Raw genomic sequence first — 26,703 nt, forward strand, 5'->3', positions numbered from 1 at the left:
ATGGATGTTGCCAATATTGAAAACGTCATGCCTGATTTTGTGCGAATGCATAAAGCACAGGGCCAAATATTTCAGCGCCTGGAAAGGTGGGAGATGAACGTGCTTCCAGGGGCACGCGAGCAATTGGATGAATTGCGTGTGCTGTTGCTGGCTGTAGAGCGTGGATTCAAGGAGAGTTTGATAGGGGGTATCACGTTACTGGAGGACCGTGATTTCATTCCGGGTAAGGGAGGAACCGATAATCACCAACGGCTGGCCAGTGTTCTGGACCGCCTGAGCCAGTATCAGGCGCGGCTGGTCGGGAAAAATCTGCGATTGGAACTTTTTTCATTATCGGCGATGGTCGACTCTTTGGAGGCGTTGGCAGAAAAAACGGCCACCCTTGAAGCCCAGTCTGCTTTGTTCGAACAACGGTTGGTACAACTGCGACAACAACGGGCGGATATCGTCCAGGCTATCGAGTTGTTCGAAAAACCTTCGGTTGCCAGTGCACTGAAGGGGCTCATCCCAAGTGATGAAGAAATTGACCAGATAATGGGGTTGATCACAGACCCTAAGTTCGACGCCAATTTGTTCAAGGCGGTGGCGCAAAAGCTTGCCAGCCACGCTGATGCGCTGGAAGGGGCCAGGACATTCAGCGATTTGGGCGAGGCCCGTGCTCGCCTTGATAAAAAAATCGAGGAAGCACTGGGTGACCAACGGCAGGTGCAGCGCCCCCTGCAAACGGCGCGGGATGAGTTGGAAGCGGTCAAGGCTTTGTCAGGTGTCGAACCACTGAAGAATGACTGGCTGCACGAGCTTCGCAAGGTGGAGCTGGAGTGGCAGGCTCGGGCCGTAAAACTCAGCGCGACGATGGACTTGGACACCGCCACGGTCGCGCTGAAAGAGCTCTGCGAATACCTGAAAGCGGTGCAATTGATGTATGACCGCAGTTGATCGCCCTTAGCGGACGATAATCTTGCAGTCGAAGGTTTGCACGGGGGCGACATCAGCAGCCCAAGGCTGCTGGTAGGTCAGAACCAGTTGGGCATCCCCGCTGTTGCTGGCTTGGAAGCGCCAGGTGGAGACACCGGCGCTGCCGACCACACCCTCTTCTTCCGGGGCACTGTACACCTCTGAGCCGACGCTGTGCAGCACGCTTGAGGCTGCATCCTGAACACGCCAGCGGTAGCCGGTGGAGGGGTTGCTGGGCAGGGTCAGGGTCAGGATCTGGCCGACTTGCAGGCGCTTGGGGCACTCGCTTTCCGCGTCCAGATCGACGGGCTGCGAAGGTTGATGTGCGCAGGCAGAAAGCAGGGCGAAGCTCAGGGGAACGAGCAGACGAGGGGCGGTCATGTTGGCTCCGGGGACTGACGATGCCCTGAGGATAACCGATGACCGATAGGTTTTGTGTTGTCAGTGCCGGCCTCATCGCGGGCTTGGCCGCGATGAGGCCGGCGCAGGTCAGAACAGGACTTTGGCCACGTCGGCGAAACGCTTGGCGAAATGCACTGTCAGGCCTTCACGCAGGTAGTCCGGCAGTTCTTCGAAGTCGCCGCGGTTAGGCTCCGGAAGAATCAGTTCGAAAATCTTCTGCCGCCGCGCCGCAATCACCTTCTCGCGCACACCGCCAATTGGCAGCACCTGGCCGGTAAGTGTCAGCTCGCCGGTCATGGCCACACCTTTTTTCGGAGACTGGTCGCGGGCTAGTGAAAGCAAAGCACTGGCCATGGTGATGCCTGCACTCGGGCCGTCCTTGGGCGTAGCACCTTCGGGGACGTGCAAATGGATGAACGCTTCGTTGAAGAAGCTTGGGTCACCCCCAAACTGCTTGAGGTTGGAACTGACGTAGCTGTAGGCAATTTCGGCAGATTCCTTCATCACGTCCCCCAGCTTGCCGGTCAGCTTGAAGCCCCGGTTGAGGGTGTGGATGCGGGTCGCTTCGATCGGCAATGTGGCGCCGCCCATGCTGGTCCAGGCCAGGCCGGTGATCACGCCTTTGCCAGCCAGTACCTGTTCGCTGCGGAACACCGGTTTGCCCAGTGCTGCCTCCAGGTCCTTGGTGCCAATCTTCAGCTTGGTTTCGGGGGCTTCCAGCAGCTTGACCACGGCCTTGCGCACCAGCTTGCCCAATTGCTTCTCCAACTGGCGAACGCCGGCCTCGCGGGCATAGCCGTCGATCACCAGGCGCAGGGCGCTGTCATTGATGCTGAGGCTGGCCTTGGAAACGCCAGCCTTTTCCAGCTGTTTGGGCCACAGGTGGCGTTTGGCGATGGCCAGCTTTTCTTCGGTGATGTAGCCGGACAGGCGGATCACTTCCATGCGGTCGAGCAACGGCCCGGGGATCGAGTCGAGGGTGTTGGCGGTGCACACGAACAGCACCTTGGACAGGTCCAGGCGCAGGTCGAGATAGTGGTCGAGGAAGTCGACGTTCTGCTCCGGGTCGAGGGTTTCCAACAAGGCCGAAGCCGGGTCGCCCTGGTAGCTCTGGCCCATCTTGTCGATCTCGTCGAGCATGATCACCGGGTTCATCACTTCGACGTCTTTCAGGGCCTGCACCAGCTTGCCGGGCTGGGCGCCGATGTAGGTGCGGCGATGGCCCTTGATTTCGGCTTCGTCACGCATGCCGCCAACGCTGAAACGGTAGAACGGCCGCCCGAGCGACTCGGCGATGGATTTGCCGATACTGGTCTTGCCCACACCGGGCGGGCCCACCAGCAGCACGATCGAGCCGCTGATTTCGCCTTTCCAGGCGCCCACGGCGAGGAACTCGAGGATGCGCTCCTTGATGTCGTCCAGGCCGGCGTGGTACTGGTCGAGCACTTTACGCGCATGCTTGAGGTCGAGCTTGTCCTTGCCGTACACGCCCCACGGCAGGGCGGTGGCCCACTCGAGGTAGTTGCGGGTGACGGCGTATTCGGGCGAGCCGGTTTCGAGGATGGCCAGTTTGCCCATCTCTTCGTCGATGCGCTTGCGCGCCTGGGCCGGCAGTGTCTTGCCCTCCAGGCGTTGCTCGAACTGTTCGAGGTCGGCGCTGCGGTCGTCCTTGGTCAGGCCCAGCTCCTGCTGGATGACCTTGAGCTGTTCCTTGAGGAAGAATTCGCGCTGGTGCTCGCCGATCTGCCGATTGACCTCGGCCGAGATCTCGTTCTGCAGGCGTGCGACTTCCACTTCCTTGCGCAACATCGGCAGGACCTTTTCCATGCGTTTGAGCATGGGTACGCAGTCGAGCACTTCTTGCAGCTGGCTGCCAGTGGCAGAGGTCAGTGCCGCGGCGAAGTCGGTGAGGGGTGAGGGGTCATTGGGGCTGAAGCGGTTGAGGTAGTTCTTGAGCTCTTCGCTGTAGAGCGGATTGAGCGGTAGCAATTCTTTGATCGCATTGATCAGTGCCATACCGTAGGCCTTGACCTCGTCGGTCGGCTCGGTGGGCTGGCGTGGGTATTCGACTTCGACCAGGTAGGGCGGGCGATGGTGCTTGAGCCAGGTGCGGATGCGTACCCGCGTCAGGCCCTGGGCGACGAACTGCAGCTTGCCGTTTTCGCGGCTGGCATGGTGCACCTTGACCAGCGTGCCGTACTGCGGCAGCGCCGAGGTGTCGAAGTGACGGTGGTCTTCTGGCGGGGTGTCCATGAAGAACAGCGCCAGGCAGTGGTCCGGTGACTTGGCGACCAGGTCGAGGGTTTCGGCCCAGGGTTCTTCGTTGACGATGACCGGCAGTACCTGGGCCGGGAAGAACGGGCGGTTGTGGATCGGGATCACATAGACCTTGTCCGGCAGTTGCTGGCCGGGCAGGGCGAGGGCGTGGCTGGTATCGGCCTGGGTGGTGTGTTCGACTTCGCTGTGTTCGTCGGGGTGTTCCGGGAAATCCTGCTGGTCGCTCATGGGGCACCTGCGTAAATGACTATGGTGCTTAGATGGGGCGGGGGGGGATGGGTTTCAATGGTAGACGAAGGCAGCGGGGGAGGGGTTTCATCTTGGCTGGCCTGTGCCGGCCTCTTCGCGGGCAAGCCCGCCCCCACAGGTAGAGCACGGTATCTGTAGGAGCGGGCTTGCCCGCGAATGCGGCAGTGCGTTCACTGCCGCAACAAAGGTTTACTCAGCGAGTTTGTAAGCGATGATGTAATCGCCCATTTTGGTACCCAGCGAGCCATGGCCGCCGGCGGTCACCAGCACATACTGCTTGCCATCCTTGCCGGTGTAGCTCATCGGAGTGGCCTGGCCACCCGCTGGCAGGCGGGCACTCCACAGTTCCTTGCCGTTGTTCACGTCATAGGCACGCAGGTACTGGTCGAGGGTGCCGCTGAGGAAGCCGACGCCACCGGCAGTGACGATCGAACCGCCCATGCTCGGCACGCCAACCGGCAGGCCGATCGGTACCGGGGTGCTGTCGCGGGTGGTGCCGTTCTTGTGCTTCCACACCACCTTGTTGGTGAACAGGTCGATGGCGGCGACATAGCCCCAGGCCGGGGCCTGGCACGGTACGCCCAGCGGCGACATGAACGGGTGCATGGTCACCGCGTACGGCGCGCCGGTATTGGGCTGCACGCCGCTGGTCTCGCTTTCGCGCTTGCTGCCTTCGGCTACCTGCTCGCGGGGGACCATCTTCGACACGAATGCCATGTAGTTGGGCGAGGTGAACAGCAACTGGCGCACCGGGTCGACCGACACGCTGCCCCAGTTGAATACACCCACGTTGCCCGGATAAATCAGCGAACCCTGTTCGGATGGCGGGGTGTACTGGCCTTCGTAGCGCAGTTCGCGGAACTGGATGCGGCACAGCATCTGGTCGAACGGCGTAGCGCCCCACATGGCCTGTTCGGTCAGCTCTGGGCCGAGCAGGTTGAGGTCGGAGCGGGCTTGAGTCGGCGAGGTGTGGTCGCCTTTCACCGCACCCTGTGGGGTAGGGATTTCGCGGATCGGCACGATCGGCGTACCGTCGCGGCGGTCGAGCACGTACAGGCTGCCTTGCTTGGTCGGTACGATGATCGCCGGTTTCACGCCATCGTCGGTCTTCAGGTGCACCAGGGTCGGCTGGCTGCCGACGTCCATGTCCCACAGGTCGTGATGGGTGAACTGGTAGTTCCAGCGCGCCTTGCCGGTGGTCAGGTCAAGGGCGACTACGCCGGCGCTGTACTTCTCGGCACCTGGAGTGCGGTTGGCGCCCCACTGGTCCGGGGTCTGGTTGCCCAGCGGCAGGTAGATCATGCCAAGGTCTTCGTCGACGCTGGCGATTGACCACATGTTGGCCGAGTTGCGGCTGTACATTTTGCCGGCAGCCAATGGCTTGGTGTCGTCCGGGTTGTTGCTGTCCCAGTTCCACACCAGGTGGCCATCGTGCACGTCGTAGGCGCGGATCACCCCGGACGGCTCGTTGGTCGACTCGTTGTCGGTGACGTGGCCACCGATGATCACCAGGTCACGGGTGACCGCGGCAGGCGAGGTGGAGTAATAGCCGCCGGCAGTGAACGGCCCGATGCCGGTGGTGAGATCGATCACACCCTGGTTGGCGAAGCCTTCGCAGACCTTGCCGTTGTCGGCGTTGATGGCGATCAGGCGGGCATCTGCGGTAGGCAGGTACAGGCGGCGCGGGCAGGCCTGGGCCACGGCTTGGCCGGCCTCGGTAATTTTCGGCGCTGGGCTGCCGTCGCGACTGACGTAGCGGTTTTCGTCATAGTACGAAACACCACGGCAGGTCATGTGGGCAAAGCCCTTGAACGTGCCGGTCGGGCTCTTGACCTGTGGGTCGTAGCGCCAGATTTCCGCGCCGGTGTCCGGGTCCAGGGCCAGCAGGCGGCTGTGCGCGGTGCAGGCGTAGAGCATGCCGTTGACCTTCAGCGGGGTGTTCTGGTTGGTCAGCTCCACCGGGTCGTTTTCGGTCGGCAGGTCGCCGGTGCGAATACGCCAGGCTTCTTCCAGGCGGTAGGCGTTCTGCGGGGTGATCTGGCGCAGTGGCGAGTAGCGGTCGCCATGTTCGGTGCGGCCATAGGCCTGCCATTCGCCGTCGGGCATCGCCGGGGCGGCGCTGGCCATTTCGCTGCTTTCGCGGCCCAGTTCGCCGAACACTTCACCGGGGTGGGTGAACTGGCTGCCCAGCGCGCAAGCGCCCGAAGCGACCACTGCCACGCTGAGCAGTGCTGTATTGGCTTTGCTGGCTGGGCCGATCAGCGGGCGACGTGCCCACGGCAGCAGCAGCACCACGCCGATGGCGAACCAGATAGCCAGGCGCGGTACCAGTTGCCACCAGTCCAGGCCTACCTCGAGCAGGGCCCACACGGTGCTGCCCAACAGCACCAGGCCATACAGGCCCAGGGCGATGCGGCGCTGGGCCAGCAGCAGGATGCCCGAGAGGGCAAAACCGATACCGGCGATCAGGTAGTACAGCGATCCGCCCAGCTGGCTCAGCTTGATACCGCCAGCCAGCAGGGCCAGGCCCATCAGCAACAGCAGCGCGCCAATCAGGCGCGGTAGCCAGCGGCTTCCTTGGTTGGCACCTTCAGTGCTCATCGTAGGTTCTCCGTCAGGTCAAGAAAGGGTTAGAAACTGCTTTGGATCTTCAGGCCGCCGATCAGGGCGCCATCGACCTGCGACACCCCGCCCGGGTGGCGGATGTACTGCAGGTTGGGGCGTACCGTGAGCCAGTCGGCCAAATGGATGCCGTAATACAGCTCGGCGCTGTATTCGGTGTCCTGCACGGGCAGGAAGCCGGGGTTGTCGTAGTCGTCGAGGCCGGCAGCCTGGTTGGCCAGGCGGGCGTTCTTGCGGTAGGCAGGGTTGACGTGCACACGGGCCAGGGCGAAACCGATGTCGTCCTTGGCGCGGGCGTCGAAGGGCCCTTTGTATACCAGCCCTGTCTGTACATAGTTGTCGATGGCATTGGTCTTCTTGTCGTGCACCGTGGCGTTGGCGAACAGGCTCAGCCCACGCGACTGGTCGGACGCCAGCGAGGTCACCTGCTGCTGGGCGCCGAGCCACAAGCCGTGCTTGCTCGAGCTGCTGCGGTAGGCGGCGCCGCTGAGGGCTGCCGGCTGACCGTTGCTGTCCTTGAGAACATCTTGTGCCTTGGCATTACTGTAGTAGTAGCCGGCGCGATATTCCCCTTTCAGGCCTTGGATACGCGGGCTCCATACCAGTTCGACCGGCATTACCGCGCCCTGGGTGCCGCTGCCGCTGAGCTTGAAGCCATTGCCCGATTCGAGGTTGGAGGGGTTTTGCTCGAATACGCCGACCTGAGCGTACAGCTCAGGGGTGAGGTTGTAGCGCACGCGCAAGGCCCACTGGCTGACTGGCCAGTTGTACCAGATGCCACCCACCCAGTTGCCCACCTGCGAGCCGCAGAAGGCCAGGTTCTGGAAGTCGCAAGGGAAGCTGTTGAAGTCCTCGCCTTCACCGAAGCGGCCGAATTTCACATCCAGCGCGCCATCGAAGTACTTCTGCTTGATCCACATCTGCGTCAGCCGCCAGGTTTCACCGCGGCCCCAGACTTCCTGGGCCGAGGTGAAACCGCCAACGCGCGGGTCGTTGATGCGGTCGTTGCTGATGTTGTCGCCGTGGCGTTCGGTGACGGTCAGCTGGAATTCGGTGGCGTGCCAGCCGAGGATCTTTTCCAGGTCCAGGTGGCTGCCAAAGGTGAACTGGTCGCTGTAGCGCGCGGTACGGTCGTGGTCGTAACCGCCGTGCAGGTTGCTGCCCATCTCGCCGGTATAGCCGAGGGTAAAGTCGTAGCCCTGTTCCAGTAATTGGCTACGGGTGCCGCCCCAGTCTCCGAGCATCCACGGGGAGTCGCTGGCGAACATTTCGCTGGCGCTGGCGGGTGTCGCCAAGGCGCCAAGGGCAAGGCCGATGTAACAGGTTTTGGGCAGTTGAAACATGAGATAGCGCTATCTTTTGATTATTGAAAAAACGGCAAGCGCATCGAAGGGCCAGGCCTTCAATGGATATGGCGACAAGATGGTTTCGGTGAAGCGATTCAGCTTCAGGCGGGGAGGATATAGCGGAAGTTGTAAGAAAAAAAGACAATTTGTCGCAGTTGATTGTTGCCCATTGGGTAACAGTCTTGAAAAAAGGGCTGCAGCGCAGCCCCATGATTTCAGAAGGTGGTACGCAACCCGACCTCCACACTCCGCCCCGGCGCCGGCGCGATATCGCGCAGGATCGAGCTGGCGTAGCGCACGGTCTGGTCGGTCAGGTTTTCACCGCGTACAAATGCCAGCCACTGGCTCTGGCCAACTTCGAAGCGGTAGCCAACGCTGGCCCCCAGTGTGGTGTAGCCCTCGGTGCTGGTTTCGTTGGCCGGCTTGCGATGTTGCGATGCCGCATGCTGCACATCTACCCGCGCTTGCCAGCGGTCGAGCTCCCAGACCAGGCCGCTGTTCAGGCGCAGTGGGGCGATACGGGGCAGCGGCTCGCCACTGTCGAGGTTCTTGGCCCGGGTGTAGTCACCGGACAACTCCAGGGCGAAGCTGCCGTAACGGTTCTCGACCAGTTGCCAGCGGTCCTGGGCCTCGATGCCGTAGAAGCGTGCCCGCACGCCTTGGTACTGGTATTCCGGGAAGCCCTCATGGCCATGATCGTGGTCGTGGTCATCCTCGTCGTGGTCGTGGTCATGCCCGCCCTCGCGGGTGTTGCCGGTGCCGATCAGGCCGATGTAGTTGCGAAAGTGGCTATAGAACACCCCGACACTGCCTTTATGGGTGCCATTGTCGAAGCGCAGCGCCAGGTCAGCGGAAATGGCCTTTTCCTTGTTCAAGCTGGCATCGCCGACTTCAAAGGCGCCGGTGGCCACGTGCGCACCATTGGCGTACAGCTCGTAGAAGGTTGGCGCGCGCTCGGTGTAGCCGAGGTTGGCGGCCAGCGACCAGATCGGGTCGAGCTGGTACACCGCCCCCGAAGACAGGCTGAACGCGTTGAAGCTGCTGGCACTGTCGGCGTCGACGAAGTTTTCGTTACCTTTGGCGTCCGGGTCGATCCGGGTGTGCTCCATGCGTGCGCCCAGGCTCAGGTTCAGGCGTTCCGTGGCCTGCCACTGCTCGAGCATGAACAGCGCCAGGCTGTCGGTATTGGTGTGCGGGACGAAGGCCTCCTCGCCCAGGGCGGAGAACTCGTTGCGGCTGACCTGAGCACCCACCACACCCTCCACCGGCCCGAGTGGTTGGTGGCGGGCTTCGATGCGCGCTTCGTAGCCTTTGTTCTTGAAGGTGGTGTGGACTTCGCCTTCTTCGATTTCGCTGTGTTCGTAGTCGGTGTAGCCGGCATCGACCTTGACCGAGCTGAACGGGCCGTCAAGGTCGCGCAGCTCGGAGGCGAAGGCGTAGTGGTCCTGCTGCATGTCCAGGCGCACACCGGGTTCGGCCACCGAGCCGTAGTTGCTGTCGTAACGGCTGTACGACAGGCCGGCGTAACCGTGGTCCCAGTGATAGGCACCGCCTACCGCGCCACCGTCCTGGCGGCCGTCGCTGTTTTCCAGGCGGTGCTTGCTGCCCGGCTCATCGGCATCGCGCACCTTGGCACTGCGGGCGTAGCCGGGAATACGCAGGTCGTTGAACTGGCGGCTGTTGGCGTCCAGGTGCAGGGCGAAGGCACCGTTGCCGGCCTCCAGCTTGCCGGCGCTGCTGCGGGTAGTATCGGCGCCGCCATAGCGCAGTTCACCGGCACCGTGGATGCCTTCGATCGGCGAATCCGGGATGCGGTTGTCGAACGTGTTGACTACCCCGCCAATGGCGTTGCCGCCGTAGAGCAAGGCGGCGGGGCCGCGGACGATCTCGACGCGGTCAACGGTGACCGGGTCCAGCGGTACAGCGTGGTCATAGGACAGCGATGAGGCATCCAGGGCACCGACGCCATTGCGCAGGATGCGAATGCGGTCGCCGTCCAGGCCGCGGATCACCGGGCGGCTGGCGCCAGGGCCGAACCAGGTAGAGGCGACACCGGGCTGCTTGTTCAGGGTTTCACCGAGGCTACCGTGCTGTTGTTGCAGCAGGTTTTCGCCTTCGAGCACGGTGCTGGGGGCGGCCAGCTGGCGGTTGCCCAACGGGTTGGCGGTGATGACCTGGGGTTCGAGTTCCACGGCCTGGCTGGGCGGCGCAGCCAGCCAGAGCGCGACGGCAAGGGGGGAGAGGCGAAGCGGTGAGTACAGCATGGGGATGGGGCGTTCCTTGGCAGATGCTTTATTAGTCTTACAACATAACATAACTATTTCAGCACAGTGGTTTTGCCCCTGGCCAGCATTTTTTCTGTCGACTCGACGGATCCCACCCACCACTACACTCGTGTAAGGTGCGCATCTTTCCTACGGAGCACAGCATGAGCACGGCCCAACATAACGCGCTGCACGGCAAGACCCTCGAACAGATCCTCACCGAGCTGGTGGCGCACTACCAATGGCAGGGCCTGGCCGAGCGCATTGATGTGCGCTGCTTCAAGAGCAACCCGACCATCAAGTCGAGCCTGACCTTTCTGCGCAAGACACCGTGGGCGCGGGAAAAGGTCGAGCAGCTGTATGTGAAGCTGCAGCGTCAGGCCTGACATGCTGCGTCGTCCTTGGCTGACCGGCATGGCGGTGCTGGGCTGGTTCGGTCTGGCCGTGCAGGTGTACCTGGTACTGTTGGCGCGCTGGCAAGAACAGGCCAGCCTGATTGGCGGCCTGATCAATGTGTTCGGCTACTTCACCGTGCTGACCAACACGTTGGTGGCAACGGTGCTCAGCTATGCGGCGTTCGGCCACGAAGGCCGTGGCAAGCGGTTTTTCCTGTCACCCTCGGTGAGCTCCGCAGTGGCCACCAGCATCGTGCTGGTGGCGCTGGCCTACAGCGTGTTGCTGCGCCACTTGTGGCAACCGCAGGGCTGGCAATGGCTGGCGGACGAGTTGCTGCACGACGTGATGCCGGTGCTGTATGCCTTGTACTGGTGGCGCGAGGTGCCCAAGGGCAGGCTGCGGCTAGGGCACCTGGCACTGTGGGCGGTGTACCCGACGGTTTATTTCGGCTATGCGTTGTGGCGTGGAAGCGAGATTGGCGTGTATGCCTACCCGTTCATCGATGTGGCGAGCCTTGGGTATGGGCAGGTGATGCTCAATGCCCTGGGGGTGCTGGTGGGGTTCTGGGGAATCGGGCTGGTATTGCTGGGGGTGGATCGGTGGCGTGGGTTGCGCAAATTTGCTTAGCCTGTGCTGGCCTTTTCGCGGGTGAACCCGCGAAGAGGCCGTAGCAGGCGATAACCATTACTCGTCGTCCGCAGTCCCGTCGGCACGCCAGTAGGCCGCAGCTTTCAGCGCATCTTCCGGCACCCCTTTCTCCAGCAGCAGCACCTTGGCCTGGCGGGTCAGGGCCTTTTCCAACGCCACCCAGCCATACAACCGGCCTTGCGGCAAGGTCAGGTTCCGCACCAGGGCCAGCAAGTCTTCCTGCTGGCGGCGCACCCAGATGACTTCGACCTGTGCCTTGCTCGGCAACGGCTGGCGCTCCTGCTCGTCTTCGATCTGGATCACCGCCAGCACCTGGCGGCCCGCCGGCAATTCCTCCAGGCGGCGACCAATCGCCGGGATGGCGGTTTCATCACCGATCAACAGGTAGCTGTCGAAAATATCCGGCACCACCAGTGACGCCCGTGGCCCGGCGATGCTCAGGGTTTGCCCAGGCGCCGCCTGTGCCGCCCAGGTAGAGGCAGGGCCGTCGCCGTGCAGCACGAAGTCGATGTCCAGCTCGTTGGTCACCAGGTCGATGCGCCGTGGCGTGTATTCGCGCATGGTTGGTCGCGCGCCACCGTCCCGACCCAGATTACGGGCGTCGATGGCCTGTTGTTGCTCCGGCGTTTCGGCAAACAACAACTTGATATGGTCGTCGCTGCCCACGCTGGTGAAGCCTTGCAGTTCGGCACCACCCAGGGTGATGCGGCGCATGCGTGGGGTCAGCTCGGTGACCCGCAATACTTGCAGGCGACGCTGGCGGATCTCGTGGTTGACGCGGTGAATGGTGTCACTCATGGGCAGTCTCCCTGACAGGTTCGGCCGGCCCGGAGGCGATGGCCTTGGCGGTATGGTTGAGCAAGTCGCGGACCCGTTCGATTTCTTCCGGTGTCCAGCGACCGCTGTGCATATGCAGTGCGTGGCGCAGGTTGCCGACCGCTTCATGGATCTCTGGCGGGCGGTCGTGACCGCGCAGGGCGCGTTTGCTGACTTCGATGCGCATGCGCACGCCATCCAAGGCGACAGCCTGTTCGACCAGGGCGCTGCGGCCGGCATCGGTGATGGCGTAGAGGCGCTTGCTACCTTGCACTTGGCCGCTGATCAGCTCGGCTTCTTCAAGAAAGTTCAGCGTTGGGTAAATAACCCCTGGGCTTGGGCTGTAGCTGCCGTCGAACAGGTTTTCGATCTGGCGGATCAAGTCGTAACCGTGGCCGGGCTGCTCGGCCAGCAGGTCCAGCATCAGCAGCTTGAGGTCACCGGGGGCGAAAACGCGTGGGCCGCGCTCACCACGGCCAGGGCGCCGCTCGAAGGGGTCATGGGGGGTGTGTTCGCGCATAAGGATGGGGCTCCGTCGTTTGCGATATATCGTAAGATATTACTCAAGATATATCTAAAGACAAGCCCCTGAATGCAGATGATTATCATCTAGTTCGTCGATATGTTCCCTGTCGGCGGTTGCGTGTGCATGGCAACCTGCGGTGGCTTGCATTCGTTCGGATTGCCCGGCTGCAGGTACGGCATCAGTATCGGTGCCATGCCCTTGAGCACCTGCACCGGCAGTGCCGAGGTAAATTTGAAGGCCTCCGCCGAGCGCCCAGGTACGAAGGCGGTCAATGTGCCGAAGTGGTTGTCGCCCAGGAAGAACACGAAAGTGGCAGTACGGTTCAACGAGCGCGAGCCGATCAGCCGACCGCCGGCACCAAAGCTCTCGATGCGGTTGTCGCCAGTACCGGTCTTGCCGCCCATCACCAGTGGCGTGCCGTCCTGCAGCTTGAAACTGCCGGAAATACGCCGCGCGGTACCTGCATCGACCACCTGCGACATGGCGCCTTTGAGCGCACGCGCCACTTCAACCGGCAGAATCCGCACGCCCCGGTCCGGGTCGGTGACCAGCTTGGTCTCGTAAGGTGTGTTGGCCGCGAAGTGCAGGGTGTCTATGCGCAGGGTTGGCAGGCGAATGCCGTCGTTCTGGATGATCCCGACCAGTTCGGAGAGCGCGGCGGGGCGGTCGCCCGAACTGCCGATGGCGGTGGCCAGCGAGGGCACCAGGTGGTCGAATGGATAGCCCACGCGCTTCCAGCGCTGGTGAATATCGAGGAAGGCTTCAATCTCGACCATGGTGCGGATACGGCTGTCACGGGCGCCCTGGTAGCGGCTCTTGAACAGCCAGCCATACACCTCCTGGCGTTCGAAACGGCTGGCGTTGATCATTTCGGTCAAGGTCGAGCTTGGGCTCTTCAGCAGGTAGCCGAGCAGCCACAAGTCCAGCGGGTGGACCTTGGCGATGTAACCCTGGTCGGGCAAGTCATACTTGCCTGGGCCGTAAGCCTCGTACATCTCTGACAGGCGGCCGTCGGTCAGCTTGCCCAGCACGATCTTGTCACCCTTCAGGTGGGCGCGCACGAAGGCGTTGAACGTTTCCTGGCCGGCCTCGGGGAACAGGTAGCGGTGCACCGCCGCCAACCGCTGCGGGGTCACGCGCATGCTGTCGAGGAAGGTGTCCAGGCGCTGCTGCGAGGTTTTGCGCTGGTACTTCTTCCAGAAACGCATCAGGTAGTTGGTGCCTTCCTTGTCGGCGAAGCGGGCCAGGTATTCTTGGCGGCGTGGGTCTGCGTCGTCCTTGAGCAGCGGCACACGGTTGTACGGCTGCTGGTAGGTCACGTAACGCACCAGGTCGCGCATCAGGCGGATGAACGGCAGGTTGATCGATTCGCGCAGCGCATCCTTGAGCGTCGGGTTGCGGTTGTTGTCTTCCTTGCGGAAGTTGTTGAACACGTGCATGCCGCCGCCTGTGAAGAAAGCTTCACCGGTGTTGGCGGAGTATTTGCGCTCAAGCGCAGCGTCGAGCATGGCATCCAGGCTTTGGTTCTTGCTGTTCTGCGCCAGCCATTCCAGCGACCATTGAGTGATGCGGTCGAGTTCGGCCACGTCGACCTTCTTCAACTCGGCGGCAGGTTTGCCGGCGTATTTGTCGTGCAGCTCGGCGATGATTTCCAGGTAGGTGGTCAGTACCCGCAACTTGGCGGTGGAGCCCAGTTCCAACTTGCTGCCTTCGTTGATGTCGAAGGGCTGGTTGGTGCTGTCGGTCTGCACCCGCACCCGGGAGCCATCGGCGGTGCGCTCGAACAAGGTGAAGCTGTAGCTCACTTGGTCGGTGGTCTTGGCGGTGAGCAGGCGCTCGCCGATCAGGCCCATCTGCGCGGCAAACGCTGGGTCGGCAAGGTTTTTCAGGTACTGGCTGACCTGCAACTGCAGGTCAGCCTGCAAGGTACTGGTGGCCGACACGTCGAGGCGGTCGAGGTCGTACAGCGGGCGGTTGAGCATGGCTGCCAGGCGGTTGCGCGCCAGGCTGATGCCCTTGTTGGTAACGATCGGCACGATGGTCGGTTGCGCTACCCAGTCGCGGTACACCGCCTTGCTGGCCAGTGCGGCATCGGCCAGTGGTTGCTCGATGATTTTGTTGGCGGCGAGCACGCGAATGTGCGCGTCGGTCAGCTCTGCCAGCTCGACCCGGCCTTTGGACAAGTAATGCGAGGGACGGCGCTGGGCAATCATCAGCGACAGCACCTGGCGCAGGGCCAACCCGCGCGCGGCCATGCTTTCGGGGTCGGTGGAGGTGGCGTTCAGGGCCTGGTTGACCTGGTCGAAGTCGGCGCCGTACCACACCCGCAGGCCTTCGGCCATGCCATGTACTTCACCATGCCCAGGCACCGCCGACAGCGGCACGCTGTTGAGGTAGTCGCGCACGATGCGTTGACGTGCCTCGGTGGTGTCAGGGCCGCCCTGGTAGGCACGCACGCTGGCAGAAACCATCTGGCGGATCTTTTCCGCGCCCGACACCGTCAGGCCATCGGGTGAGTGGCGATACTTCTCCAGCTGTGTGGCCAGGGTGCTGCCACCGGCAGACTGGCCGGGCAGGGCCAGGTACTTGGCCACCTGGCTGTAGGCGGCCTTGGCGAAGCGTGGCCAGTCCACGGCCGGGTTGTTACGTGGGTCTTGGGTGTCCAGCAGGTCGCGGTTTTCGATGAACAGCAGGCTGTTCACCATCACCGGCGGGATCGCTGCAAAATCCGGGTACAGGTGCTGTGGGTAGTTGTACTGGTACAGCGTGTCGCCGCGGCAGTCGGTGATCGACAGGCCGGCCTGGATCTTCTCGATATAGGGGGCGAACAGCCCATGATCGACGTAGTTCATCAATGCCGGTGAGAACTTCACCTGTTCGCTGATCAGGTAGTCGCGCTTGAGCAGGCGCGGCAGGAATTCGCCCAGGGCGCTATAGCCAAGGCGTTTGTCGAACGGCCCATCACCTGGGTAGATGATGGCATCGCTGGGGCCGGGCTGCAGCGAGTAGGTCAGCGTACCGGCCAGTTTGCTGAACTCGCGCGATTGCAGCTCGGAGGTACGGAATTCGTCATACGCGGCCACACCGATGGCTACCAGTGCCACCAGCAGGATAAGGATGATCAGCCGCCACCATAGCCGACGCTGACGGGGGGACTTGGGTTGTGGCGTCTCGGCCGGAGGTATCTCGGGTGCTTCCGTTCTGCTTGGTTCCGATTGCCACAGTGCGCCCATAGTCTTCTATCCGGCCAGGTGTTTTCGTCTTGCTTGTCTGAAGCTTAGACGTTGAGCGGGTGAGGTGAAAAATTTGTAGGAGGTGGAGAAAAGCGGCGTAGGGCTATACGGCTTTGGTGTGGGTTTCTACGTACGGCGATGTTGCTATGGTGCCGCGGAGGTTTTGCGGCCGCTGGACGCCTGATCGCAGGCAAGCCAGTGCCCCCAGGCTCGAGAGAACTTGCTGATTATTCCTGTATATACAGCGAAAATCCCTACAAGGGTCTTCCTATACTGCTCGCCCCCTTCGCCTTGCCGGGCGCTCTACTCCGGCACACGGGCCGGCCCACGAGGCCAGCCTGGCAAGCCAACATCACGCCTATCGGCATGGTCGGTGCTGCACGAAGGTCAAATCCAATAACAAAATGAGGTTGTATTGCTATGCCAGTCGGCAACCACTCTGCCCACGGCCAGGCCACTGAAGGCGGCCCGCTCAAGCGCGAACTGGGCGAACGGCACATCCGCCTGATGGCGCTGGGCGCCTGTATCGGTGTCGGTCTTTTCCTCGGTTCGGCCAAGGCTATCGAAATGGCCGGCCCAGCCATCATGTTCTCCTACATCATCGGCGGCCTGGCCATCCTGGTGATCATGCGCGCCCTGGGTGAAATGGCCGTGCACAACCCTGTCGCCGGCTCCTTCAGCCGTTATGCACAGGACTACCTCGGCCCGTTGGCGGGCTTCCTCACCGGTTGGAACTACTGGTTCCTGTGGTTGGTGACCTGCGTTGCCGAAATCACCGCGGTGGCCATCTACATGGGCATCTGGTTCCCCGACGTACCACGCTGGATCTGGGCCCTGGCGGCGCTAGGCAGCATGGGCGCGGTCAACCTGGTGGCGGTGAAGGCCTTCGGTGAATTCGAGTTCTGGTTCGCCCTGATCAAGATCGTCACGATCATTGCCATGGTCATCGGCGGCATTGGCGTCATCGCCTTCGGTTTCGGCAACGACGGTGTGGCCGTCGGTATCTCCAATCTGTGGAGCAATGGCGGCTTCATGCCCAATGGCGTGACTGGCGTGCTGATGTCGTTGCAGATGGTGATGTTCGCCTACCTGGGCGTGGAAATGATCGGCTTGACCGCTGGTGAAGCACGCAACCCGCAAAAGACCATTCCGCAGGCCATCGGCTCGGTGTTCTGGCGCATCCTGCTGTTCTACGTCGGTGCGTTGTTCGTGATCCTGTCGATCTACCCATGGAACGAAATCGGCAGCCAAGGCAGCCCGTTCGTCATGACCTTCGAGCGCCTCGGGATCAAGACCGCTGCCGGCATCATCAACTTCGTGGTCATCACTGCGGCGCTGTCGTCGTGCAACGGCGGTATCTTCAGTACCGGGCGCATGCTCTACAGCCTGGCGCAGAATGGCCAGGCCCCGGCGGCCTTCGCCCGTACGTCGAAGAATGGCGTGCCACGTAATGCCCTGCTGCTGTCGATCGGCGCGTTGCTGCTGGGCGTGCTGGCCAACTACCTGGTGCCGGAAAAGGTCTTCGTCTGGGTGACTTCGATCGCCACCTTCGGTGCGATCTGGACCTGGGTGATGATCCTGCTGGCACAGCTGAAGTTCCGTGCTGGCCTGACTACCGCCGAACGCAAGGCGCTGAAGTACCGCATGTGGCTGTGGCCGCTGAGCTCGTACCTGGCACTGGCCTTCCTGGTGCTGGTGGTCGGCTTGATGGCCTACTTCGAGGATACCCGTGTGGCCCTGTACATCGGCCCGGCGTTCCTGGTGCTGCTGACGGTGTTGTATTACGCGTTCCGTCTGGCACCCAAAGAAGTACAAGGTGTAGCGAGTACCGCTTCCTGATTTGAAGTAGCTGGGGCCGCAAAGCGGCCCCATGGCCCTATCAGGCCGCCACTTCGCTGTGTGGCTCAAAGCTGTCCGCCCGCGCCAGTTGCCACATCCGCGAATAGAACTGCCCATTCACCTCGCCGGTCAGCAACTCACCTGGTTTCAAGAACACATGTATCTGCGAGAACAGCTTGATTTCGGTAGCCGAGATGCGCCGAACCAGGTGCTTGGCTTCCAATTGCGCCGGATGCTCCAGGCCTGCCGCCGCGAGCATTTCAGCCAAGGCACGCAAGGTATTGTGGTGGAAGTTCAGCACCCGCTGCGCCTTGTCCGGCACCACCAGGGCGCGCTGGCGCAGCGGGTCTTGCGTGGCCACGCCGGTCGGGCATTTGTTGGTGTGGCAGCTTTGCGACTGAATGCAGCCAATGGCGAACATGAAGCCACGTGCCGAGTTGGCCCAGTCGGCGCCAATGGCCAGCACGCTGGCGATGTCGAAGGCGCTGACGATCTTGCCGCTGGCACCCAGTTTGATCTTGTCACGCAGGTTCAGGCCGACCAGGGTGTTGTGCACGAACAGCAGGCCTTCACGCAGCGGCACGCCGATATGGTCGGTGAACTCCACGGGCGCCGCGCCGGTGCCACCTTCCTTGCCATCGACGACGATGAAGTCGGGCAGAATGCCGGTTTCCAGCATGGCCTTGGCAATGCCCATGAACTCCCACGGGTGGCCCAGGCAGAACTTGAAGCCCACTGGCTTGCCGCCGGACAGTTCACGCAGTTGGGCGATGAACTGCATCATCTCGATCGGGGTGGAGAACGCGCTGTGGCGTGACGGCGAAATGCAGTCCTCACCCATCAGCACGCCACGGGTTTCGGCAATTTCCTGGGTGACCTTGTGTTTGGGCAGGATGCCGCCGTGGCCGGGTTTGGCGCCCTGGCTCATCTTGATTTCGATCATGCGCACCTGTGGGGTGCGTGCCTGGGCTGCGAAGCGCTCGGGGTCGAAGCGCCCGTCCGGGGTGCGGCAGCCGAAGTAGCCGCTGCCCAGCTCCCACACCAGGTCGCCACCGTGCTCGCGGTGGTACGGGCTGATGCTGCCCTCGCCGGTGTCATGGTGGAAATTGCCCAGCTTGGCGCCTTGGTTGAGCGCGCGGATGGCATTGGCGCTGAGCGAGCCGAAGCTCATGGCCGAAATATTGAAGATCGACGCTGAATACGGCTGGCTGCACTGTGGCCCGCCGACGATGACGCGGAAGCTGGCCGGGTCGGCCAACGGCGCCGGGCGCATGGAGTGGCCGATGAACTCGAAGCCGGACTCATAGACGTCGATCAGCGTGCCGAACGGTTTGTCCGAGGCTTCGTTTTTAGCCCGGGCATACACCAGCGAACGCTGGGCGCGCGAGAACGGCAGGGCGTCGCTGTCGGACTCCAACAGGTACTGACGGATTTCCGGGCGAATGGCCTCGACCAGATAGCGGATGTTGCCCAGGATTGGATAGTTGCGACGTACCGCATGGCGCTGCTGCAGCAGGTCGAACACGCCGATCAAGCTGAGGATGCCGGTGGTCAGGGTGAACGGCCACAACCATTCATGGTGGGTGAAAGGCAGGCTCGCCAGGGTGAACAACACACAGGCGGCGAAGAAGGCATAGCGACTGAGAAGTGACAGGCTCATACAGGGTCCTTGCGATGGCGCGGTCAGGCTCAGGGCCTGGGGGCAAACCCCGACCATAGCCAAGTTGTCAGGCGCTGCAAATTAAAATCGGGGTAGCGAAAATCATTCGCGCAAGGTCCCTGGTCTGGCACTTACCTCTTTGGGCGTGTTTCGCGCAGCAGTTTCTGCCGCCAGTTGTCCTGCTCTTGTGCGGGTGCGTCGACCAGAAATGAACAACGCCCGGCTACCTGAACCGCCACCGGTACCCCGTCGCGATACAGCAGGCGGTTACCACTCACCGCTGGCACTTTCGCTCCGGGCAGTAGCGAGCCGACAAGGTTCAGCGGGTCGCCGGCACTGATTACCTGCAGCGCTGCGTCTGGTTCACGTCGCCTGACCTGCCGCAGCAACCCCACCGCCTCCGGCAGGGCGAACTGTTCACCAGCCAGCCCGGCAATGAAGCGCCCGCCACGGACCTCGCCCCGCGCCTCCAGCCGGTGATAGCAGCGCAGCAGCTCACGCCACGGCGGCAATACATCACTCTCGCGCTCCAGCAGCCGCCAGCAGATAACGCCATAGCGGTGCAGCAGGGTGCGGGCAATGTGCTCCAGGCGCTGTTCGTGATCCGGTGGTGTCTCGCTGCGGCGCAGCAGTGCCCAACGCCCGGCATGCGCCATGCTGCTGGAAAGCGGCGGATGTCCACGGCGGCCGTTGCGTGACCTGCGCTTGGCCGCAGGCGTGATCAGGCTGCGCAGGCCGGTGAAACTGTCCGCACCGACCAGGCCTGACCCCACCAACTCTTGCAGCGCAGTTTCCAGCTCGCTGGGCAGCAGGCGTGCCTCCTGCGCCAGTTCATCGAAGAACAGCGCACCCTGGCTTTTGAGTGTTTCGTGTACACGTTGCGCGCGCAGGCCGAGGGTATCGACTGCAGGCACGGGCGCCAGACTGCGCCAGGTATTCAGTTGGTCGCGCGGCAGCAGTACCAATGGCGTACTGGCCAGCGTGCTGCTTGCTACCGTTGCCGCCAACCTGCTCCAGGCAAACTGCCCGCTGCGGCAGGCATCGTCGAGCCAATGCGGGCTGTAGCCGTCGATGCGCGCTGGCAGCAGCTCCGCCTCCCAGGCGCCGGCGGCGCAGGGGAACCCCTGCAACTGGCCCAGCACTTGGGCCACCGCCTGCGGGCCACGCAGGCGCTCGTCAGGCGCCAGGTGCTGCCAGTCGAACAGAAAACGCATGAAGTCCTGCAGGCTGACCGGTTCGATCTCGCGACGCAGGCGTTTGACCGTGTAGCGGTGGATGCGCGTCAGCAAATGGCGCTCGCACCATTGCAGGTCAGTTGCGCCGGGGCTGAAATACCCGCGCAGCACGTAGCCTTCAGCTTCCAGGCGGGCCAACGCGTGCTCGATATCGATTGCCGATTTGCCCAATGGCGCAGCGATCTGTGCCTGGGTCTGCGGGCCATGGCCGCTCAGGCGGGCGCGCAGCAGCTCGCTCAGTGCACTGTCCGGGTCGATGGGCTGATCAAAGCCAGCGAGCAGTTCGAGCGCTGGCTCCAGGTGTGCTGCCGGGTACAGTGCCAGCAGCAGGTTCAGCCGCTCGCGGGCCAGCCAGAGGTTGTCATCAGCTAGGCGCAAGGCGCGCCCGGCCTTGGCCAGTTGCCTTAGCAGCAGGTCCCAGCTGGGGTTGGCCGCGACCTCGGCTTGGCTGATGGCGCCCAGGCTCATCAACGCTTCGTGCATTTCATCGCTATTGCCCGGCTGTGGCCAGGCCTCGGCCGCTACGGCAGCAATGGCATCCGCGTCCAGCGCGCCCAGGTCATCGCCACTGTGTACATCGTTCCAGCGCCGGTTGAGCACCGCCTGGGTGCGGCGTTCTTCCAGGGGGGCATCGTCCAGAAAAGCATACGGCCGCGCGTTGAGAATGGCTGAAGCGAGGGGCGAAGGGGCGGGCAGGTCGCGGCATAGCAAGCGCACTTCGCCGCTTTCCATGCGCCGTAACAGGGCTAGCCAGCCTTCGCTGTCCATCGCCTCGTGCAGGCAGTCGTCGAGGGTTTGCTCGACCAGCGGGTGGTCGGGAATCTGCCGCTCGCCGGGGATGTTTTCCAGGCAGGCGATCTGGTCGGGAAACACCGCGGCAACCAGGTCTTCACTCTTCATTCGCTGGATCTGTGGTGCCACTTTGCGCCCGCCCACGAAGCGTGGCAGGGCCATGGCGACACCCGCGTTCCAGCGCCAGCGCACACCAAACAGCGGCGCGTCCAGCAGGGCCTGGATGAGGATAGGCTCGGCGCTGCGGCTATTGAGGTAGCGCCACACTTCGTCCAGTTCGAAGCTGTGGCTGGTGGACAGCGACAGCACGATGGCGTCTTCGCTGGCGGCTGCCTGCAGCTCGAAGTTGAAGGTGCGGCAAAAGCGCTTGCGCAGGGCCAGGCCCCAGGCGCGGTTGATGCGGCTGCCGTATGGTGAATGGATGATCAGTTGGGTCCCGCCGGACTCATCGAAAAAACGCTCCATTACCAGGGTGTCCTGCGAGGGCAGGGCGCCAAGCACTTCGCGGGTGCGGGCCAGGTAGTCGAGCAACTGCCCGGCGCTGTCCTCGCCCAGTCCGAAGGTAGCCTGCAACCATGTCAGTACCTCGGCCATGTCGCTGCCGGCCTGTGCCAGTCGCTGGTCGATCCGCGCCTGCAGGCGGGCCACGGCGGCAGACAGTTCGTCACTGCGCCCCGGCGCTTCGCCCAGCCAGAACGGAATGGTAGGTGGCAGGCCATGGGCATCCTCCACTCTTACCCGACCCGGTTCGACGCGCAGAATGCGGTAGGAGGCATTGCCCAGCTGAAAGATATCGCCGGCAATGCTCTCCACGGCAAAGTCTTCATTGACGCTGCCGATGTTCAGCGCCTGCGGTTCCAGCAACACGGTGTAGTCGGCGTTGTCGGGGATAGTGCCGCCGCTGGTCAGCGCCGTCAGCTGGCTGCCACGCCGGCCACGCAAGGTACCGCTGACCGCATCGCGGTGCAGGTAGGCGCTGCGTACTCCCAGGCGGCCGTTGTAGCCTTCGGCGAGCATGCGTAGCAGGGCTTGATAGTGGTCCTGGTCAAGCTCGGCATAAGGCGTGGCCTGACGCAGGCAATCCAGCAGTGCCTGTTCGTGCCAGGCCTGGTTGCTGGCTTCGGCGACGATCTGCTGGGCCAGCACATCCAGCGGTGCACGGGGGATGTGCAGTTCGTCCAGCTCGCCCTGGCGCACGCTGTCGAGCAGGGCAACGCATTCGATCAAGTCATCGCGAGAGGTGGGGAACAAGCGCCCCTTGGGCACACCATCGACCTGGTGGCCGGCGCGGCCAACCCGTTGCAGGAAGGCGGCAATCGAGCCCGGCGAGGCGATCTGGCAGACCAGGTCGACATCGCCGATATCAATGCCCAGCTCCAGCGATGCGGTCGCGACCAGCACCTGAAGCTGGCCGCGCTTGAGCCGCTGCTCCGCATCCAGGCGCAGTTCTTTGGACAAGCTGCCATGGTGCGCGGCAACCGCTTCTTTGCCCAACCGGTCGCTGAGGTGGCGGGTGATGCGCTCTGCCAGGCGCCGGGTATTGACGAATACCAGTGTGGTGCGATGTTCACGGGCAAGGGTGGCCAGGCGGTCGTAGACCAGGCCCCAGACATCGGTGGCCATCACCGCACCCAGCGGTACCGGCGGCACTTCGATGGCCAGGTCGCGCTTGCGCGCATGGCCGACATCGACAATGGCGCAGGGGCGCCCGCTACCGACCAGAAACTGCGCCACCCGTTCTACCGGGCGTTGCGTGGCGGACAGGCCGATACGCCGCAGTGGCTGGCGGCACAAGGCCTGCAGGCGCTCCAGGGTAAGTGCCAGGTGGGCGCCGCGTTTGTTGCCAGCCAGGGCGTGGATTTCGTCGACGATTACCGTGTGCACGTTGGCCAGGCCTTCGCGGCCAGACGCCGAGCCCATCAACACGTAAAGCGATTCGGGGGTGGTCACCAGGATGTGCGGGGCCAGCTTGCGCATGGCGGCGCGTTCCTTCTGCGGCGTGTCGCCGGTGCGCACCGCCGTGGTGATGCGTGGCGCGTTCAGGCCTTGCTCCGCGAGGGCCTGGCTGATGCCTTCGAGCGGGGCCTGCAGGTTCAGGCGAATGTCATTGGACAGGGCTTTGAGCGGTGATACGTAGACGACTTGGGTCTGTGCTGGCAGTTCGCCCTGGTGCTCCAGGCCTTGGCGGAACAGTTCGTCCAGCACGGCCAGGAAGGCACTTAGCGTCTTGCCCGAGCCGGTCGGTGCAGCCAGCAGCGTCGATTGGCCCGCATGAATCAGCGGCCAAGCCTGTGCCTGGGCATCGGTGACCGTGGCGAAATGGCGACGAAACCAGGTGCATACGGCAGGGTGGAACAGCTCGAGCACCGGGTGGTATTTGGCGGGCAGGTTCATCTGTTGGTTATGGCGGGTGTGTGGCGGGTTGGCAAGGGGCCGTTCGTCTGCCAGGCCAGCAAGAACCTGTGTTGCGAAGCGGCCGGTACAGGAATGACTGGCCTTGTCAGGCCAAGGGCCCCATGGGATCCTCCCCGGCCATAGTTTCCAGCGAGCCCACCCCATGCCCAACACCATCCGCATCGCCGCCGCCCTGCTGATCGACCCTCTGGGCCGTACCCTGCTGGTACGCAAGCGTGGCACCGAGGCCTTCATGCAGCCCGGTGGCAAGATCGATGCCGGTGAAACGCCGGTGCAGGCTCTGGTGCGCGAGTTGCACGAGGAACTGGGCCTGCACATCGACCCGGCCCAGGTCGTGCACCTGGGCCAGTTCAGCGCGCCAGCCGCCAACGAGCCAGGTTTTGAAGTGCAGGCCGAACTGTTCCGTGTCGACAGCGCCGCAGCCGTGGTTCCGGCTGCAGAAATCGAGGAGGTGGTGTGGCTGGCCGCCGATCAGGCGCCCGTCATGCCACTGGCGCCCCTGACCCGCGACCTGATCCTGCCGCTGTACCGTCAGGTACTCAACGCACCGCGCTGACGCCATCGAGGGTGGCGAACGAGGTGTCCTTGGCCGTCAGCAAGAAGTCGCGCATGTACGGCGCATCGAGCATGTCGGTGCGCACGGCGGCATAAAGCGTGGCAAACAGGCCTTTTTCGCCCAGGCGCTTGCCCTTCACATAGCCGCGCGAACTGTACTCGTGCAGCGCCCAATGCGGCATGCCGCACACCCCACGGCCGCTGGCCACCAGCTGCATCATCATTACCGTCAGCTCCGAGGTACGCACGGCGGCTGGCTCGATATCGGCCGGTTCCAGGAAGCGGGTGAAGATGTCCAGGCGGTCGCGTTCCACCGGGTAGGTGATCAACGTCTGGTCGAGCAGATCTTGCGGCACCATGTATGGCTTGCTCGCCAGCGGGTGCTGGTTGGCCACCGCCAGCATCGCCTCGTAGGTGAACAGCGGCACATAAGTGATGCCTGCCAGGTCCACCGGGTCGGAGGTCACCACCAGGTCAAGATCGCCGCGCGCTAGGGCCGGCAACGGGGCAAAGGCGAAACCGGAGGCCAGGTCCAGCTCCACTTCCGGCCAAGCATCGCGGAACTGGTCGATGGTCGGCATCAGCCACTGGAAGCAGCTGTGGCATTCGATGGCCATGTGCAGGCGCCCGGCAGTGCCACCGGCCAGCCGCGCGATGTCACGCTCGGCGCCGCGCAGCAGCGGCAGGGTGGCATCGGCCAGTTGCAGCAGGCGCAGCCCGGCGCTGGTGAAGCGAATCGGCTTGGTCTTGCGTACGAAAATGGGCAGGCCCAGGCGCTCTTCCAGCTCCTTGAACTGGTGCGACAGTGCCGACTGGGTCAGGTGCAGGCGCTCGGCGGCCTCCACCAGGCTGTCGGCTTCGCGCAGGGCATGAAGGGTTTTCAGGTGACGGATCTCCAGCACAGCTGACTCCGGGGTGTGGATTTGAGGAAACAGGGAATGAGTTGAGTTTCTCTCATGTTGCTGCGCCTGTCGACTGGGCGATCGGCCGCACCGTCTGGCGGGCGTCATGAAACTGTCACCGAACTGTGGCAGCGCGCCCGAACAGAATTCATCAGACTCGCGCTTTACTGGGGATCTGCATTCTGGTGTTTCTTTCATGCGGGCTTTTTGGCTTTTTCTTTTCTTCCTGTTCAGCGTACCTGCGAGTTTCGCCGAACAGCGTTGTGATGCACATGTAGCGGTGCAGCGTGCCGAACTGGGCGCGGTCAGCCTGGTGTACCAGAGCGTCGGTTCACCGCGTGATCCGGCCTTGCTGCTGGTCATGGGCCTGGGCGGGCAGTTGATTCATTGGCCGGACGATGTGGTCGAGGCATTGTGCCGCCAGGGCTTTCGGGTGATTCGCTATGACAACCGCGATGTCGGCCTGTCACGCTGGAACCAGATGCCACCTTCGGCCAACCTGACGGTCGAGTTGTTGCGCTACAAGCTGGGCTTGCCGGTGGCGGCGCCCTACACGCTGACGGATATGGCAGATGACGGCCTGCGCCTGATGGACGCCTTGGGTGTGCACCAGTTTCATGTACTGGGCGTGAGCATGGGCGGCATGATTGCCCAGCACCTGGCGGCGATGGCGCCCGAGCGTGTGCGCAGCCTGACGTTGGTCATGTCCAGTTCAGGGGCGGCGGGGCTGCCGGCACCGGATCCGGCGCTGGTGCAACTGCTGGCCCGGCGCAGCGCGCCGAACCGCGAGGTGGCCATCGAGCAGCAGGCCGACCTGCTGGCGGCCCTGGGCAGCCCCGAGGTACGGGATGACCGCGCGGTGTTGCTGCACCAGGCTGCCGTGGCTTACGACCGGGCGTTCAATCCTGACGGGGCCAAGCGCCAGATCATGGCGATTCTGGCCGAGCCGAGTCGCGTCGAGTTGCTCAACCAGCTGCGGGTGCCGACCCTGGTGGTACACGGCACAGCCGACCCGTTATTGCCGGTGATGCACGGCGTACACCTGGCGGCGCATATCCAGGGCAGCCAGTTGCGCCTGATACCGGGCTTGGCGCACCGCTTCCAGGAACCCTTCAAGGCGCCGCTGCTGGGGGCGGTGTTGCCCTACCTGCAGGCGCACCGGCAGGATGTCACGCACATCGCCGGGTTGTGAACCAAAGGTAGGTTGCAGGCTCAGTGCAGCCGCACCCACACGGTCACCAGCACGGTAGCGGCCATCAGCCAGGCCACCGTGGCCAACGCCAGCGATGCTTCCAGGCGTAGGCGATCGACCAGCACATACAGGGTCGCCAGGTACACGAAGTACGGAATGATCGACCACATGCCAAAGGCAATGGTGGTCTTCAGGTCGGCAATGCTGCGCCCCTTGCCGACGATGTAATGGGCGATCAGGGCGAAGGTGGGGAACAGCGGCACCAGCCCGGCGATGTAGTAGTTGCGCGTTTTCGACAGCACCGCCAGCAGTAGCACCACACCAGCGCCCAGGGCAGCTTTGAATACCAGGTCCACGTTGTCTTTCCAGTTTGGGTTGAA

At 63.2% G+C, this 26,703-nt stretch carries 18 protein-coding genes; 6 read left to right on the forward strand and 12 right to left on the reverse strand.

Annotated elements, in window-relative coordinates; genetic code table 11:
- Window positions 1-936 carry an alpha-xenorhabdolysin family binary toxin subunit B gene (locus Q9451_RS08445; RefSeq protein WP_012273918.1) on the forward strand — a complete coding sequence of 312 codons (936 nt, stop codon included), beginning with the start codon at window positions 1-3 and terminating at the stop codon, window positions 934-936.
- A 6-nt stretch (window positions 937-942) separates the two neighbouring features.
- Here the strand turns inward: Q9451_RS08445 and Q9451_RS08450 are convergent, their stop codons facing one another.
- The 5 genes from Q9451_RS08450 to Q9451_RS08470 all read right to left on the reverse strand — a co-directional run bounded on the left by Q9451_RS08450 (window position 943) and on the right by Q9451_RS08470 (window position 10,114).
- Complete coding sequence (locus Q9451_RS08450) at window positions 943-1,335, reverse strand: protease inhibitor I42 family protein (protein WP_012273917.1); 393 nt, start codon at window positions 1,333-1,335, stop codon at window positions 943-945.
- 108 nt (window positions 1,336-1,443) lie between these two features.
- Window positions 1,444-3,861 carry an endopeptidase La gene (lon, locus tag Q9451_RS08455; protein WP_012273916.1) on the reverse strand — a complete coding sequence of 806 codons (2,418 nt, stop codon included), beginning with the start codon at window positions 3,859-3,861 and terminating at the stop codon, window positions 1,444-1,446.
- Window positions 3,862-4,071: 210 nt separating this feature from the next.
- Complete coding sequence (locus Q9451_RS08460; protein WP_012273915.1) at window positions 4,072-6,483, reverse strand: glucose/quinate/shikimate family membrane-bound PQQ-dependent dehydrogenase; 2,412 nt, start codon at window positions 6,481-6,483, stop codon at window positions 4,072-4,074.
- 29 nt (window positions 6,484-6,512) lie between these two features.
- Window positions 6,513-7,847 carry a carbohydrate porin gene (locus Q9451_RS08465; protein ID WP_012273914.1) on the reverse strand — a complete coding sequence of 445 codons (1,335 nt, stop codon included), beginning with the start codon at window positions 7,845-7,847 and terminating at the stop codon, window positions 6,513-6,515.
- 218 nt (window positions 7,848-8,065) lie between these two features.
- A complete protein-coding gene (locus tag Q9451_RS08470; RefSeq protein WP_012273913.1) occupies window positions 8,066-10,114 on the reverse strand; it encodes a TonB-dependent receptor in 2,049 nt (682 codons plus the stop codon).
- 164 nt (window positions 10,115-10,278) lie between these two features.
- Here Q9451_RS08470 and Q9451_RS08475 point away from each other — a divergent pair, with 164 nt between their 5' ends.
- Window positions 10,279-10,500 (forward strand): VF530 family protein, encoded by a 222-nt coding sequence (locus Q9451_RS08475; RefSeq protein WP_003252112.1) that lies wholly within the window; start codon window positions 10,279-10,281, stop codon window positions 10,498-10,500.
- A 1-nt stretch (window position 10,501) separates the two neighbouring features.
- Complete coding sequence (locus Q9451_RS08480) at window positions 10,502-11,137, forward strand: Pr6Pr family membrane protein (RefSeq protein WP_012273912.1); 636 nt, start codon at window positions 10,502-10,504, stop codon at window positions 11,135-11,137.
- A gap of 57 nt (window positions 11,138-11,194) precedes the next feature.
- On the opposite strand, the gene Q9451_RS08485 is transcribed toward Q9451_RS08480, so the two are convergent.
- The 3 genes from Q9451_RS08485 to Q9451_RS08495 all read right to left on the reverse strand — a co-directional run bounded on the left by Q9451_RS08485 (window position 11,195) and on the right by Q9451_RS08495 (window position 15,733).
- A complete protein-coding gene (locus Q9451_RS08485; RefSeq protein ID WP_012273911.1) occupies window positions 11,195-11,956 on the reverse strand; it encodes a siderophore-interacting protein in 762 nt (253 codons plus the stop codon).
- Window positions 11,949-12,494 carry a PadR family transcriptional regulator gene (locus Q9451_RS08490; RefSeq protein WP_012273910.1) on the reverse strand — a complete coding sequence of 182 codons (546 nt, stop codon included), beginning with the start codon at window positions 12,492-12,494 and terminating at the stop codon, window positions 11,949-11,951. The genes Q9451_RS08485 and Q9451_RS08490 overlap by 8 nt, the downstream gene beginning before the upstream one ends.
- An 89-nt stretch (window positions 12,495-12,583) precedes the next feature.
- Window positions 12,584-15,733: a transglycosylase domain-containing protein gene (locus Q9451_RS08495; protein WP_012273909.1), complete on the reverse strand. Its 3,150-nt coding sequence runs from the start codon at window positions 15,731-15,733 to the stop codon at window positions 12,584-12,586.
- Between the two features lie 420 nt (window positions 15,734-16,153).
- Between Q9451_RS08495 and Q9451_RS08500 the strand changes: the two genes are divergently transcribed.
- Window positions 16,154-17,572 (forward strand): amino acid permease, encoded by a 1,419-nt coding sequence (locus Q9451_RS08500; RefSeq protein WP_012273908.1) that lies wholly within the window; start codon window positions 16,154-16,156, stop codon window positions 17,570-17,572.
- Window positions 17,573-17,612: 40 nt separating this feature from the next.
- On the opposite strand, the gene Q9451_RS08505 is transcribed toward Q9451_RS08500, so the two are convergent.
- Together Q9451_RS08505 and Q9451_RS08510 are read right to left on the reverse strand one after the other, a co-directional pair.
- Complete coding sequence (locus Q9451_RS08505; protein ID WP_012273907.1) at window positions 17,613-19,232, reverse strand: FMN-binding glutamate synthase family protein; 1,620 nt, start codon at window positions 19,230-19,232, stop codon at window positions 17,613-17,615.
- Window positions 19,233-19,363: 131 nt separating this feature from the next.
- Window positions 19,364-23,653 carry a DEAD/DEAH box helicase gene (locus tag Q9451_RS08510; RefSeq protein WP_012273906.1) on the reverse strand — a complete coding sequence of 1,430 codons (4,290 nt, stop codon included), beginning with the start codon at window positions 23,651-23,653 and terminating at the stop codon, window positions 19,364-19,366.
- Between the two features lie 163 nt (window positions 23,654-23,816).
- On the opposite strand from Q9451_RS08510, the gene Q9451_RS08515 reads away from it, so the two are divergent.
- Complete coding sequence (locus Q9451_RS08515; RefSeq protein ID WP_012273905.1) at window positions 23,817-24,230, forward strand: NUDIX domain-containing protein; 414 nt, start codon at window positions 23,817-23,819, stop codon at window positions 24,228-24,230.
- On the opposite strand, the gene metR is transcribed toward Q9451_RS08515, so the two are convergent.
- Window positions 24,214-25,131 (reverse strand): transcriptional regulator MetR, encoded by a 918-nt coding sequence (gene metR, locus Q9451_RS08520; RefSeq protein WP_012273904.1) that lies wholly within the window; start codon window positions 25,129-25,131, stop codon window positions 24,214-24,216. The two genes, Q9451_RS08515 and metR, sit on opposite strands and share 17 nt — an antisense overlap.
- A 196-nt stretch (window positions 25,132-25,327) precedes the next feature.
- Between metR and Q9451_RS08525 the strand changes: the two genes are divergently transcribed.
- Window positions 25,328-26,323 (forward strand): alpha/beta hydrolase, encoded by a 996-nt coding sequence (locus Q9451_RS08525; protein ID WP_012273903.1) that lies wholly within the window; start codon window positions 25,328-25,330, stop codon window positions 26,321-26,323.
- A gap of 20 nt (window positions 26,324-26,343) precedes the next feature.
- Here Q9451_RS08525 and Q9451_RS08530 read toward each other — a convergent pair whose 3' ends face one another.
- A complete protein-coding gene (locus tag Q9451_RS08530; protein WP_012273902.1) occupies window positions 26,344-26,679 on the reverse strand; it encodes a GlpM family protein in 336 nt (111 codons plus the stop codon).
- Window positions 26,680-26,703: the final 24 nt, after the last annotated feature.

Source organism: Pseudomonas sp. NY8896 (assembly GCF_039634505.1).